At 36.7% G+C, this 14074-nt stretch carries 11 protein-coding genes; all 11 read left to right on the top strand.

Annotated features, from left to right (window positions below):
• Positions 1–735 precede the first annotated feature (735 nt).
• On the top strand, positions 736–2946 hold the full coding sequence (locus H6G26_RS17980) for a polysaccharide biosynthesis tyrosine autokinase (RefSeq protein ID WP_190730543.1): 2211 nt from the start codon (positions 736–738) through the stop codon (positions 2944–2946).
• Positions 2947–3064: 118 nt separating this feature from the next.
• The gene (locus tag H6G26_RS17975; protein ID WP_190730542.1) at positions 3065–4096 is read left to right on the top strand and encodes a glycosyltransferase; all 1032 of its coding nucleotides are present in this window, start codon (positions 3065–3067) and stop codon (positions 4094–4096) included.
• Between the two features lie 5 nt (positions 4097–4101).
• Positions 4102–5043 carry a class I SAM-dependent methyltransferase gene (locus tag H6G26_RS17970; RefSeq protein ID WP_190730541.1) on the top strand — a complete coding sequence of 314 codons (942 nt, stop codon included), beginning with the start codon at positions 4102–4104 and terminating at the stop codon, positions 5041–5043.
• A 183-nt stretch (positions 5044–5226) separates the two neighbouring features.
• Positions 5227–5964 carry a class I SAM-dependent methyltransferase gene (locus H6G26_RS17965; protein WP_190730540.1) on the top strand — a complete coding sequence of 246 codons (738 nt, stop codon included), beginning with the start codon at positions 5227–5229 and terminating at the stop codon, positions 5962–5964.
• Between the two features lies 1 nt (position 5965).
• Complete coding sequence (locus H6G26_RS17960) at positions 5966–7201, top strand: hypothetical protein (protein ID WP_190730539.1); 1236 nt, start codon at positions 5966–5968, stop codon at positions 7199–7201.
• A gap of 11 nt (positions 7202–7212) precedes the next feature.
• Complete coding sequence (locus tag H6G26_RS17955) at positions 7213–8004, top strand: class I SAM-dependent methyltransferase (RefSeq protein WP_190730538.1); 792 nt, start codon at positions 7213–7215, stop codon at positions 8002–8004.
• A 54-nt stretch (positions 8005–8058) separates the two neighbouring features.
• Entirely contained in the window at positions 8059–8790 is a 732-nt protein-coding gene (locus tag H6G26_RS17950; protein ID WP_190730537.1) for a class I SAM-dependent methyltransferase, read from the top strand.
• A gap of 102 nt (positions 8791–8892) precedes the next feature.
• The gene (locus H6G26_RS17945; RefSeq protein WP_190730536.1) at positions 8893–10089 is read left to right on the top strand and encodes a glycosyltransferase family 4 protein; all 1197 of its coding nucleotides are present in this window, start codon (positions 8893–8895) and stop codon (positions 10087–10089) included.
• Positions 10090–10147: 58 nt separating this feature from the next.
• Positions 10148–11572 (top strand): hypothetical protein, encoded by a 1425-nt coding sequence (locus tag H6G26_RS17940; protein WP_190730535.1) that lies wholly within the window; start codon positions 10148–10150, stop codon positions 11570–11572.
• A gap of 214 nt (positions 11573–11786) precedes the next feature.
• A complete protein-coding gene (locus tag H6G26_RS17935) occupies positions 11787–12887 on the top strand; it encodes a glycosyltransferase family 4 protein (protein ID WP_190730534.1) in 1101 nt (366 codons plus the stop codon).
• A 4-nt stretch (positions 12888–12891) separates the two neighbouring features.
• A complete protein-coding gene (locus tag H6G26_RS17930; protein WP_190730533.1) occupies positions 12892–14070 on the top strand; it encodes a glycosyltransferase in 1179 nt (392 codons plus the stop codon).
• Positions 14071–14074: the final 4 nt, after the last annotated feature.

The raw sequence follows: 14074 nt of genomic DNA, 5'->3' as shown, positions 1-14074 counted from the left end.
GCACAGCCTTTTGATCCCCCCAACCCCCCTTAAAAAGGGGGGCAAAGAGCTCTCAAAGTCCCCCTTTTTAAAGGGGATTTAGGGGGATCAATACACATTTTGCACCCAGCAAAAAGATGTGTGTACACCGTAGCCTTTTAGGAGAGAGGTCAAAATATATTGCATCCAAACGAGAAGCGTTATAGATGCCTTAAGACTTGCGGCTCTGCCGCAATGAAGAGCATTTCCAGCCAGATGCTAAAAACAAGGTTTTAAATAGGTTTAGACTGATGGGCAGTACTGTGTTTTTACTGATGTAGTTCAAGTAAACGATAACCGCTAGATCATCGGCGAACAGTAGATTATAAACAAGTTGAGCTAGTGAAATTTGCAAATATCTCCTTATAGCATCATGTAGAAAAAACCGTAATAATACGTATGTTATTTAGGAAGAAGCTTGATAACCTATTTACTAAATCTTTATAGATTATCCAAACCCCTAGTACTTTTTCAAACCAGTTTTGATGGTTTGTAGTAAGGAATTTAGTGCTTTGAAGATAAGGATTAAAGTCTTTACTACGAGCTTACTTAACCATTAATTTAAACTTCACAGACTACTAGTTGCAATTAACAAGGAGCAATTTCAGACAATATTGAGCAAGTTGATCTATCCTCTTTTACTTCACCGCTCTATATGAGTACAAATGAGCGAAGTAAATGTCTAAAAGTTTCAATATCTAAAATATTACGTGAATTATGCCTTCCCACCAAGACGATCAAGACGCGATTAATTTTCAACAGTATTTGCTGATTGTAAAAAGACGTTGGCTACTGATAGCAATCATTATAGGGTCGATCTTTGGACTCACAAGTTTGGTTACTTTTAGCCAAAAACCAATCTATGAAGCCGAGGGGAAACTCCTTTTTAACAAGCAAAATGGTGTCTCTTCTCTTACAGGTGTAAGTGAGCAGCTAGGACAGCTCAGTGGGGTAACAAATCTCTCTAATCCTTTGGAAACTGAAGCCGAAATCATTCGCTCAAACCCTATTGCTCGAAAAACCATTGCTGAATTACAGCTCAAAGATAAGCTGGGAGAACCTTTAGAAATAGACAATTTTCTACGTAACTTGAAAATCAAAAGTATCCGAGGAACGGATATTTTGCAGCTTTCTTACCGTAGTGTTGATCCTGAACAAGCAACAATTATCATCAATAGATTGATGAGTGTTTATCTACAAAGCAACATTCGGGCTAACCGTTCGGAAGCTACAGCTGCACGGGAATTTTTAAATAAGCAATTACCGTTGGTCGAAGTAAAAGTTATAGAAGCAGAAGCAGCACAGCGCCGATTTAAAGAAAAATACCAAATTGTTTCTTTAGAAGAAGAGGCTATAGAAGGAGTAAAAAGGCTGAATGAATTATCCAGCCAGACAACTCAACTGCGGGCGCAGTTGGTTGATGCTAGAACTCGTTCTAGTGCTTTGCAAAACCAATTGGCGTTGAACACACGGCAAGCTATGGCACTTAGCACTTTAAGCCAATCAAAAGCAGTGCAACAAGTGCTATCAGAATACCAGAAGGTTCAAGATGAGTTGGCTGTTGAGAGGTCGCGATTTACTGATGACCACCCAATTATTACTAGTTTATTAAATAAAGAACAAGCTCTTAAAGAGCAGCTAGAAGGTAGAGTAACCCAAACTCTAGGTACTTCACAACCTGTCCCAGAGCAAGATTTGCAAATAGGAGAACTTAAGCAGGCTCTAACCGCTAATTTGGTGCAAGTGGAAGTAGAAAGGTTGGGATTGGAGAATCAAGTTGGTGTGTTGATGAAGGCATTTATGCTTTATCAAGCACGTCTTAGAATCTTACCTAAACTGGAACAACAACAGCTACAGGTACAACGACGGCTACAGGTGGCGCAAACAACCTATGAACAAATGCTGAAACGATTGCAAGAAGTTCAGGTGGTGGAAAATCAGAATGTGGGTAATGCCAGGATTGTTTCTGAAGCTTTACTCCCGAAAAAACCAGTTTCTCCTCGTATCCTGTTGAATTTGGCACTAGGGGGATTTTTAGGATTCTTCTTAGCTATTGGCGCAGCTTTGTTGCTAGAAGCTGGGGACAAGTCTGTGAAGACGGCAGAAGAAGCCCAACAGTTGTTTGAGTATCCTTTGTTGGGTACAATTCCGGTTTTTGATCAAAAAGTTAGGCTGGCTCGTGGTGAGAGTATAACTGAATTGCCAGTACTCGATAACCCTTATTCTTCAGTCAATGCAGCCTTTGAAATGCTCCAGATTAACCTGGGTTTTACCTTTTCTGATAAGGAACTAAAGGTAATTGTGATTAGCAGTTCTGTGATGAATGAGGGTAAGTCTTTTGTGGCAGCTAACTTAGCAGTGGCTACTGCCCAGATGGGACGGCGAGTGCTGTTGATTGATGCAGATATGCGCCGCCCCCGTCAACACGAAATATGGAAACAACCTAATTTGATGGGGTTAAGTAATGTTTTAGTGGGACAGGCTACGTTAGCAGAAGCTGCCAAGGAAGCGGTGATAAATGTAGAATTGCTCACTGCTGGCACCATGCCACCCAACCCTGCTGCACTACTGGATTCACAACGGATGAATGCGTTATTGAAACAAGCTGCCCAAGATTATGATTGCGTAATTATCGATACTCCACCTTTAAGTATTTTGGCAGATGCCTCGATAGTAGGCAAAATGGCAGATGGAATGTTGTTAATTGCACGTCCTAGTGTGGTTAATTCTGCTGCGGCTAAGGCTACAAAGGCATTGTTAGAGCATTCGCGTGTACCTATGCTGGGAATGGTGGTGAATGGTGTGGCTACTGATAATAATGACTATAATTACTACTACTCTCATAGAAATACTGGAAAGAATAATTCTGATAGGAAAGATAAGATTAAGTCTAGCTTAAGTAAAATCACTGGGTTAAGGCTGCTCTAACTAGTATTAATTTGGGAAATCAGTATTTTTTTTGATGTAGTTCAAGATTTAGACTATGTAAATTTATGGGCTAAACATGAAGCAAACGTGGATAATTTAGGAGTTAAATTATATAATTATGAACCGTAAAATACTTATCATTGGTAATGTTTCGGAAAATTATCAATTAGGTTCTATATTGGCCAGAGCATCTCAAGAGTTAGGCCTTTTATTTTATACGGGTGATACAAATTGGAATTCCTACGCCCCATCTATGAAATATTTATGGGGTAAAGGATTTTTCAAAATATCAGGCAAACGTCCTTTTGAATGGTGGTTATTTAATAAAAAACTATTTAATTTAATAAAGGAGCTACGTCCACAAGTTGTTTTAGTAACAGGACTTTTTCCTTTGAGAAATGAAGTGTTCGATATATGTTCTCAAATAGGTGCAAAAATTGTTAATTATTTAACTGATTACCCGTGGAATCCCAACCATAAAAGTATATTTTTTTTATCAAATCTTAAAAATTATAATTTAGTTATATCTACAAAAACAAAAATCTTGTCAGAGCTAATTAAACATGAAGTTAAAAAAGTTCATTTTTTGCCATTTGGCTATGATCCTTTTCTTTGTCACCAGCCGGTAAATCTTTCTCAATTTGAGCAAGATTCATTTAGAGCAGATATTTCTTTTATAGGTGTAGGTGATAGTGAACGTATTCCTTTTTTGGATGCTATAGCTTCATTGAATGGATTTAATTTAAAAATTTATGGTCCAGCTTGGGATAAACTGAATCTAAAAAAATGGCAAAAACTACCAGCAGTTTTTGATCATGAATTCCGGTTGGCTATTTATTGTTCTAATTTGTCACTTGGTATTGTTAGAAAACGTAATAAAGATGAATCAACTATGAGGACATTTGAAATAGCAGCCTGTGGTGGATGTGGAATTTATGAAGATACTCAAGAACACAGAGAAATCTTAGCAGGATATCCTGATTATGGTTTCTTTAGCTCACCGGAGGATTTAGCTAATAAGTGCAAATGGTTATTGCAAAATCCTATTGAAAGAGAACTAATGCGAAAGTTTGGTATGCAAATTATTACCAAAGATACAAATACATATACAAGCCGATTAAAAACTATATTAGATTTGTGCTGTGAGTAGACATCATGGAAAATTACTATAATATCTCTTGGTTAGAACAAGATAAATTACATAAAACAAGCATATTGAAGCGTTTATTTTACTTTTTTAGTCGCCCCTTACTCTCTATATATGCTAGTCAATTTTTATCTTCACAGGCTCTCAAAATTCTTCAACCATCCCTCGTCCTTCCCGGACGTGGAATGCCTTTGGAAACTCGTCGTCTTTGGGGAGCAGCGTTATGCAAAATTAAAGAAGCTACTATCCTTGTTCAAGGGACTGGAACTGGCTGGGATGTGATTTCTTGGGCAAGATTAAAGCCTAAAAAAATTATTGCAACTGATTTATTTGAATTCAAAGATTCTTGGAGTGAAATTACATATTATTGTAAACAATCATTAAATGTTGAAGTAGAATTTTATCAATCTCCTTTGGAAAATCATTCATTTATCAAAGATGAGTCAATTGATTTATGTGCGTCAGATGCAGTTTTTGAACACTGTCAAGATTTCAAATCAGTTGTTAAAGAATCATTTCGCGTTTTAAAAGCAGGAGGGAGCCTATATGCTAGCTATGGGCCTCTATGGTTTTGTGCTGGTGGCGATCATTTTTCAGGACGCGGTGGGTTACAAAATGCGTTTAACCATTTGTTACTAGATTCTGAACAATATATGAAATACTTTCTTTCATTTCTGCAAAATAATGAAGATTTTCAAAGTGGAGGACGTTATGTTGAGCTTGATTTATTTTCACGTTTAAGTACTCAAGAATACTGTGATATTTTTCAAGAAGTAGGTTTCCAAATAAAAGATTTAATTCTTCAAGTCGACCATAAATCTTTAGAATTTAAGGCTAAATTTCCTGAATTATTTAAACAATTATCTAATAAATATATTAATAAATATGAAGATGATTTTTTAATTACTGCTAATCTTGTCCGCTTGGGCAAACCATCTAGTAATAAGTAAATATTAGATTAATCGAGGTTTAGTTTAAAAATTTTTTCAATAAGTAAATCAATTACATAATATTATGCCTTAATACTATTTTTTCATTTTATGGAACGTCACTTTGCAAGGAATCTAGCTACGGCTAATTTTTTGTCTTCTTGCCATCCAAGCAAATGTAAATACATTAAAAGTGGTAGATAAATGAACTATCGACAACGCCTCTATGATAATTATGTTTCAGGAAATAAAAAATTTCAGCGCGATTTAAATGCTAATCCTTATAAGCAGGATAACCGGAATATAATAAACCTGCAATATGCTATGAGTAATTGGTTCAAGGGAATTGCTCAAAACGGTAAAGTTTTAGATATTGCTTGTGGATCTGGTAATATTATGAACTTACTCCAAGCCGAGGGTTTTACTGACTTATATGGGGTAGATATAAGTCAAGAACAAGTTAATATTGCTCGTCAGCAATTCCCTCAAGTTATTTGTGCTGATGCGATTGAATATCTATTACAAAACCCAAATAAATTTTCTCTAATTACAGGCTTTGATATATTGGAACACTTTAATAAAGACGAAGCAGTTAAATTTTTGGATGCTATATACTCTGCTCTAGTCCCTGGTGGTCATCTCATTTTACAACTACCAAATGGTGATTCACCACTCTCTGGCGGTGTGGTATATGGTGATTTAACCCATGAAGTAACTTACACAGCTATCAGTTTAAAACATATACTTTTAGCCTGTGGTTTTGGAAATGTCCAATTTCAAGAACATGGGCCGCAACCAACCTCTTTAAAAGGTGTAGCCAGATTTGGAATCTGGGGCGTAATCAGGCAAATAATCAAGCTAATTCATTTTGTAGAAACTGGAGGCCCTTCAACAGGAATATATACAAGAGTTATGCGTGCTTATGCTGTGAAGGCTAGTTGATATGCCTAAACATCTTTTTAAGATACTAGACAAAGTTACTCCTGGTGCATCGCGTAGTCTTGGCTGGGAACTTTTGATGTCTGCTCTCTCTTTTCCTGCCTCTCTATTGCTCAATCGCACGTTAGGTGCTGAAGACAGAGGTTTACTTGCATTAGTAATACTTGTCCCATCAAGTATTTTTGTTTTAGGTACTTGTCAGTGGGACAGGCTATTAAAAGGTTTGATTACCTCAAAACAAATATCAGTTAGAGAAGCATGGCGTAGAACTATATATTATGCTTTCTGCCTTTCTGTAATATTTATTCCACTTGGAGTATTTGCAAGCCTAGTTTTTGATAAAATTCCACAAAATTTTCGTTGGCTCAGTATTGTATATAATGCAAATTTTCCTATATATTTCATTGGTGGCTGTCTATCTGCAATTTACGTTGCAGCTGGTAGTATTGATGGACAATATTTCATGCGAATAGGGCTACAAGGTAGTTATCTAGTTTTAATATATGCTTTACTGTTAACAAGCTTACTGTCTGTTAAATCAGTAGTATTTATTTATATTGCCATCCATACTATTTCTTTAGGAATGGGATGGTTTAAAAAAGGACAGATGATTACAGGAGAAATTAGTCAACAAAGACCTCCCCTAATCCCTCTTTTTCATGCTTTTTTCCCTTATTCACTAGAATCATTCTCGACAAGAATTGATATATGGGCTTTTTCTATCTTTAGTTCCTTGGTGAGTCTTGGTCATTACACTGGAATCACTGCACTCATGCTGCCAGTCGGCTTGATATCAAATGCCTTAACCAGTGCTAGTACAGCAAAATTAGATTGGACAAATCCTGATATAGTACGTCGTTATTTAATAAAAACAGTCAAGGTTTTATTATGCCTTATGTTAGTTCTGGTTATAGGAGGTATCTTATTAGGTTCTTCTATAATGAAGTTACTTTTGGGAAGAAGTTTCGAGGGTGGTGAGTGGATGATTCCTTGGATTGCTGTTATTGTTGTGGGACAAGCTGCCGCTATACAGTTTCATTCTGCTTTGCAACTATCAGGTGCTTTGAATGCCTATTTAATAATTCAAACAGTAGAACCATGTTTACGTTTGATAATTGTCTTGCTTTTAGGAATGTGGTTGTCAGAGTTGGGAATTTTAATAGGTATAACAGTCTCATTTTCCTTAAAAGTAGCAGTATGTATTTACTTTCATAAAAAAATAGAAATGAAATTTATATAGCTGAGGAGTCAATGATGAATACGAATTATGATGCGAGTGAAGTTTGGAAACAAGAGTTAGAACTTCAAGGATATGAACATCACTGCTACTCAGCAGAAAATTTAAAAAAAATTAAAAGGCTTGGGCGAGTTTGGCAAACAATACTAAGAATCACAAAAGTTACTCCATCTGATCGGTTGTTTGAATTGGGGTATGGAGGAGGAATTCATTTAGCAAGTTTGGCTGTAAATGGGTTTGAAGTTCACGGTATAGATGTTTCTGCTACTGTAGCATCAAGAGCGCAGAATTATTTAGAAGAGGTTAGGAAGTTTCAGGATATTAAAGCAACTATCGAAGTTGCTAATATTTTTAATTATGAGAGTACTGATTCTTATAATATGTGCTTTCATTTCGGTGTAGTAGAGCATTTTCTGGAATTATCACAACGTCAGCAAATTTGGAATAAACTTTATTCTTTAACTAAACCAGGCGGCTGGATTGTTTCTGTAGTTCCGTGTGGTCAGCATATTATGAGGAAATTAGTTAGAGAACGAGATTTAGGTGGTTATAATGTGCCAGAAATGGACTATAGCTGTAGTTTACATAAGCAAGAGTTTGAAAATTTATCACTCCAGTGTATTCATACAGTGCCTCATAATTACTTTGGATTCCTTGCGGCACACCCTTGGTTAGTAATTTCTAAAATCGTTTATCCGGTGTGCTTCATTCTTGGCAATATTACTATTCCTTATATTCCTGTGTCTGAAAATATTAAAGAACAGTATGCACAAACACTTATTGTACTTGGTAGAAAACCGTATTAATTATAGTGTATGGTAGCATGAAAAAAATATTCTAATAAAACATTGGAGGTCTGAATGATGAGAAAAGATGTAAAATTACAACGCAAATATTATACGGATACAGCAGAGAAGTACGATGAAATGCATGGTGGTGAAGATAGCGCACATGATACTGCCCTCAAGTATATCTCGACCTTTATGGATCATTTGAAAGTAACTACTGTTCTTGATGTAGGGTGTGGAACAGGGCGTGGTGTCCAGTACTTCCTTGATAAATATCCTGACTTAAAAGTTATTGGAGTAGAGCCTGTCCAAGCATTAATCAACCAAGGTATAAAAAAAGGTATCAGTTCTGAATTACTGATTTGTGCAGAAGGTGAATGTCTACCTTTTGATGATGGAAGTTTTGACGTTGTTTGCTCATTTGGCGTTTTGCATCATGTGGCTCAACCTGAAAAAGTTGTTAGGGAAATGGTAAGAGTTGCACGACGCGCCATTTTCATATCAGATGGAAATAGATTTGGTCAAGGACAATTATGGACTAGATGGATTAGATTATTGCTCTACAAATTTGGATTATGGGGATTTGCTAATTATATAAAGACTAAGGGAAGAGGTTATATGTCGTCAGAGGGAGATGGTATTGCTTATTCTTATAGTGTTTTTGATCAGTATGATATTCTGGCAAATTGGTCAGATATATTTATCTTTATTCCTACATTAATTACTGATAAAAAGTCATGGCTTCATCCTTTGCTGACATCAAGTCATGTTTTGCTCTGTTGCATCAAAGAAGCTAATAAATAGATCGTAGTGGGCTACGCCTGTGGATGACTGCTCTAATTCTTCAGTTGCTAAGTGATCTTAATGAAATTATCCACATATATACAACACTACCAGAAATAAAATATGAAAATATCTATTGTTGTTGGCGGAAGATGGCACGCTTTTGACTTAGCAAGAGAACTACATTCCGCAGGCGTTTTACATCGTTTAATCACCAACTATCCTAAATACAAAACCCGCAAATGGGGAATACCTGATGATAAAGTAGTAAGTTTGCCTTTAACTCTTCTATTAGGAAAAGCTATGTACTACATAGGCAAAGAAAACTTGGTGATGAAATCCCAAGCTTTATTGCACAATCTATTTGCTAAAGCAGCAAGTAGATACCTAGAAGGCAGTACTTTAGTACATGGCTGGTCAAGTTTTTCTGAACCTGCTTTGCACTGGGCGAAACGGAATAATATACCCTTTTTGTTAGAACGTAGTTCTTCTCACATGAAGGTGCAATGTCAACTATTGAGGGAAGAATATCAGCAATTAGGTTTGCATTGGACAGAAACACACCCAGAGATTGTAGCCCAGGAATTACGAGAGTATAAAATGGCAGATAAACTTGCAGTACCAAGCTTGTTTGTAAAACGTAGTTTCCTAGCTCAGGGTTTCCCTGAAAAACGCTTAGTACTTAACCATTTCGGTACAAATATCAAAAGTTTTTCATCGGGATTAAAAGAGGATAATCTATTTCGCATTATTTATGCTGGTTCTTTAAGCGTACGTAAGGGTATTCATTATTTAGTTAAAGCTTTTATGCAGGCAAATATAGCCAATAGTGAATTATGTTTGGTTGGTGGAGCTACGGCAGAAACCCCTCATTTACTAACAGTAGCAGATGAACGAATTAAATTGATTGGTCATGTACCGCAGTTGGAATTAGTAGACTACTACCGCAATAGTAGTGTTTTTGTTATGCCAAGTATTGAAGAAGGGCTGGCTTGTGTACAGGTACAGGCTCTTGCGTGTGGGTTACCGTTAATCTGCACAACTAATACTGGTGGCGAAGATTTATTAAGGATGTCTGGTGTGGAACCAGTCAAGTTAGACATGGGTATAGAAGAGTATCCTGCCGGATATTTAGTACCTGTAAGGGATAGTGAGGCGATCGCCATCTGTTTAAAAAACCTAGCTAATAATTCCCAACTCCTCCAAGCTAAACGAGAGGCGGTCCTATCTATTCGCAATGTTAGTACGGGACTGGATTGGAGCAGTTACACTCAACGAGCGATCACTACCTATGAAAATCTACACAATTCGCAAGTGTAGACTTTAGGGTATTTCTATATCAATAAGATTGATACTTACTTCCTTATCTAAATGATCAATGTTTATAAAATCATCTATTTTCCTTATTATAAATTTAATCGTTGTGATAGTTTGCGCTTTGCTAGGATTGCTTGAACTATCTCTAGGTTTACTGGCATTTATTCCTTTATTTTTAATAATTTACATATCATTTTTAGATAAAAGTGTTGAATTAAGATTACTGTCTATTGCTCATATGACAGGTCAATTTTCTTGCTGGGTAATTGGTTTTTTAGGATGTTTTTACATACTGCCATCAACAGGATATCAAATTGGTAAACATACAATCACTACCATGATTTTGATTAACTTAGTCATGTGGGCGAGTTTGATAGGAAGTTTGATGGCTCTAAAGGTTAGAGGTTTGCCAAAGATGCAAATTCTATTTTCACCATTATCAACTCAGTTAACCAGCAATGGAGTTGTGATTACAGGTATTGTTTTTGTATTAAGTTCACTTTCTAATTTCATATTTGGTTATTATGATGCTAGGTATGCAGGAAATGTTTCATCTGATTCACCACTTTACTTTCTTGGAGCTATCAGCAGTTTGCAGTATCTCTTTTTCTTTCTTCTAGGAACTCGTCTACAAGTACCGCTTATTTCACATAAAAATTTTTTCCCACTATTTTCTATATCTTTTACGGTGATATTGTCTAGTATGGCTGGGGGAAGAGAGCCAGTTATTCGTTCAATTCTTTTCTTTTTTATAGGCAGTATTTATGGAGGAAAAATAAAATTTGCCATTCTCAGAAACATTTTCTTATTTTTGGTTCCATTTCTTTTAGCTTTTATTATTATCTTGGGATATGCTCGTGCAGAGCAAAGATTTTATAACGGGGATTTTAGTGATCGGCTGGCAACTATTTCGCAAGTAATGCTAGGTAAGATAGAATTTCAGGGTAATGAATATGATGATCCTGTATTTGGACTTTTAACTAGAATTACAGAACCAACAGGACAATTAGTGATTGACGCTGTTACTGATAGACAAAAATATATTGGCTTGCAGAACTTTGAACGAATTACTAGCATTTTCATCCCAAAATTTATTACAGGAGAAAAGTTACCGCTAGATGATGGTTCAGAAAGGTTACGTGATAACTACGGTGTGAATATTACTGAATTCACATCTGCGCCGATAACATTTATGGCTGACTCCTTTGAGCGAGGTGGTTATTTGATGGTTTTCTTTGCCTCGTTAATTCTATCTTTTTGGTTAACTTGTGTAGGAAGTTTTCTTAGTTTAATCAAACAACCCCTTCTTAAACCAGCTTTGCTATGTTCATTTTCTTTTGTATCTTTGCGTCTTTATACTCCATCAATTCTTGGTGTAATAAGCACGGTTAGTTATTCATTCTTACGAGACTTTATCTTGATAAGTTTGTTGATATCTATCATAAAATTTAGCGTCAAAGTATCTTTTAAAGGTCAAACTAAGTAAGTCGTCGATCAGAAATTGGTTACACCAGAAAAAGCGATTAGAGACTAGATACTAAATTTTTTGCACAGTATTATTTTACAACTATAGCAGTGTGATTGTATACTACGTAGTTACATATGGAACGAACTAGAATGTAGCAATTATGAATATCAAAGTAACTTTATTTTTTGTTACATAATTTGGCTTATTCCCATTAAAGTACTCAGGAAATATTATGAAAATCCTTTACTTTGTGACAGATGCCTTTGGAGGACGAGGGGGTATCTCACAGTACAACCGAGACTTCATTAACTCTCTCTGTAGTGCCGATAATTGTGATGAAGTGGTCGGAATTCCCAGAAAAAAACTTGTTGATCGCATTGAGGCTTTGCCTCAGAAGCTCACATATATTACCTCCGGACTAAAAGGTAAGTTCGCTTACATTCGTACCGTTTTTCGTATCATCAGAGCCAACCCCAAATTTGATTTAATTGTCTGTGGTCATCTTTATATGCTACCGCTTGCCTGGCTAGTTAAACTGTGGATAAAAGCACCTATTCTTCTAGAAATATATGGGATCGAAGCCTGGAAGCCTCATAACAGCCTAGTGAATTATTGTCTTTCAAGAGTAGATTGTGTCGTCTCTATCAGCCAAATTACATTGGATCGTTTTCAATCCTGGGCAAATATACCCAAGGTGCAACAATTTTTACTGCCAAATGCGATCGTCCTTGAACAGTATGGGCATGATGAGAAAAATGCTCAACTTATTTCCCAATATGAATTGAAGGACAAGATAGTTCTGATGACATTGGGACGTTTAGACTCTTATGAACGATGTAAGGGGTTTGATGAAGTAATAGAGGTGTTGCCTAAATTGAGCGAAATAATTCCTAATTTAGTCTATTTAATAGTAGGAGAAGGATCGGATAGAGAGAGATTAGAACAGAAAGTGCGATCGCTTAATCTTCAGGAAAAAGTGATTTTCACAGGATTTATTTCTGAAGCCGAAAAAGCCGATCATTATCGCCTAGCAGATGTTTATGCAATGCCAAGTAAAGGAGAAGGATTTGGCTTTGTTTTTTTAGAAGCGATGGCTTGTGGCATACCTGTAGTTGCGAGTAAGGTTGATGGCAGTCGTGAGGCAGTACGGAATGGTTTACTAGGTATTCTTGTTAATCCTGATGACCTAGAAGAAGTAAAGGCTGGGATTTTAGAGGCCTTGAAGCGTCCTAAAGGAGTAATACCGCGAGGATTAGACTATTTTTCTTATGAAAATTTTGAGCGGAGGTGTCACCAGATTTGCGACCAAATATTGCAAGTATCTAGCGAGTGAACAAATGCAAAACCAACTCAAGATTCTGCACTACATCCCCGTCTATGCCCCTGCTTGGCAGTTCGGTGGCCCTGTACTTAGTGTTAGCCAACTTTGTGAAGGATTAGCCACTCTTGGTCATGAAGTAGAGGTAATTACCTCTAACGCTGGGCTAGAAAATCAACCAGAATTAACCCTTAACCAGCCAGCCATCCGTAATGGGGTCAAAGTCACATATTTTCAGCAAGAACCAGGGATGGGAATTCATTGCCCAGGTATGGAACAAGCAGTAACAGCAAGAGCTAAGGAATTTGACATTATCCATATCACAGGTGTTTGGCAGCGTAGTAGTGGAGCAGCCTGCAAAGCAGCCAAAACTCAAGGTGTTCCCTATGTTGTTTCGCCTAGAGGCGCACTAGGACCTTACTCTTGGCAGCAAAAAACAGCTAAAAAAATACTGTATTATTTATGGCAAGAACGCTTCAATATGACAAATGCAGGTGGTATCCACTACACTAGCAAGCAAGAATTCAAAGAATGTCGTTGGCTAAAATTGCCGGGAAAATCTTTTATTATTCCCAATGGCTTAAATACTGAATTTTGGCAATCTGCTTTAGAAGAAGCAAAAGCGTGGCGTAAATCTCAGAACCTCGATAAAGATGAATTTATACTTTTAAATGTAGGCCGCCTCCACCACAAAAAAGGGTTAGACTTATTACCTCAAGCTTTAGCACCTCTACAACATCTCAAATGGCGAATGGTTTTTATAGGTGGTGATGAGGATGGTACTAAAGCACAACTACAGCAGCAGTTTCAATCTGCAAAGCTGTCAGACAAAGTTATTTTCCTAGAAAGATGCGAACCCAAAGAACTGCCAGCTATATACTCTGCGGCTAATTTGTTTGTTTTACCCAGCCGTCATGAAAATTTCGGTAACGTTGTTGTCGAATCTTTAGCCTGTGGATGCCCTGTTTTAATTTCAGACAAAGTAGGTCTACATGATGAGGTAGCTGAAGGTGGCGTAGGGTGGGTGCGTTCTAGAGTTCCATCAGAGTGGACTAAGGCTATTGGAGAACTTATCCAATTTCCTAAAAAGATGCAAGAAGTAATATTGGCATCTAGAAAATATGTAGACTCTACTTATTCTATAAAAAAGACTGCTCTACAGATGGCTAGTAATTATTTTGAAATCATTAATCAATAGTAAA

The sequence above is a fragment of the Nostoc sp. FACHB-888 genome, assembly GCF_014696655.1.
In the GTDB taxonomy this organism is placed as follows: domain Bacteria; phylum Cyanobacteriota; class Cyanobacteriia; order Cyanobacteriales; family Nostocaceae; genus Nostoc.
The sequence above is the reverse complement of the archived record's forward strand: the minus strand, read 5'-3'. Positions and strand labels throughout refer to the sequence as shown.

Excerpts from the sequence above, each read along its gene's own strand:
- H6G26_RS17980 (WP_190730543.1), top strand. The coding sequence starts at position 736 with ATGCCTTCCCACCAAGACGATCAAGACGCGATTAATTTTCAACAGTAT.
- H6G26_RS17975 (WP_190730542.1), top strand. The coding sequence starts at position 3,065 with ATGAACCGTAAAATACTTATCATTGGTAATGTTTCGGAAAATTATCAA.
- H6G26_RS17970 (WP_190730541.1), top strand. The coding sequence starts at position 4,102 with ATGGAAAATTACTATAATATCTCTTGGTTAGAACAAGATAAATTACAT.
- H6G26_RS17965 (WP_190730540.1), top strand. The coding sequence starts at position 5,227 with ATGAACTATCGACAACGCCTCTATGATAATTATGTTTCAGGAAATAAA.
- H6G26_RS17960 (WP_190730539.1), top strand. The coding sequence starts at position 5,966 with ATGCCTAAACATCTTTTTAAGATACTAGACAAAGTTACTCCTGGTGCA.
- H6G26_RS17955 (WP_190730538.1), top strand. The coding sequence starts at position 7,213 with ATGATGAATACGAATTATGATGCGAGTGAAGTTTGGAAACAAGAGTTA.
- H6G26_RS17950 (WP_190730537.1), top strand. The coding sequence starts at position 8,059 with ATGATGAGAAAAGATGTAAAATTACAACGCAAATATTATACGGATACA.
- H6G26_RS17945 (WP_190730536.1), top strand. The coding sequence starts at position 8,893 with ATGAAAATATCTATTGTTGTTGGCGGAAGATGGCACGCTTTTGACTTA.
- H6G26_RS17940 (WP_190730535.1), top strand. The coding sequence starts at position 10,148 with ATGTTTATAAAATCATCTATTTTCCTTATTATAAATTTAATCGTTGTG.
- H6G26_RS17935 (WP_190730534.1), top strand. The coding sequence starts at position 11,787 with ATGAAAATCCTTTACTTTGTGACAGATGCCTTTGGAGGACGAGGGGGT.
- H6G26_RS17930 (WP_190730533.1), top strand. The coding sequence starts at position 12,892 with ATGCAAAACCAACTCAAGATTCTGCACTACATCCCCGTCTATGCCCCT.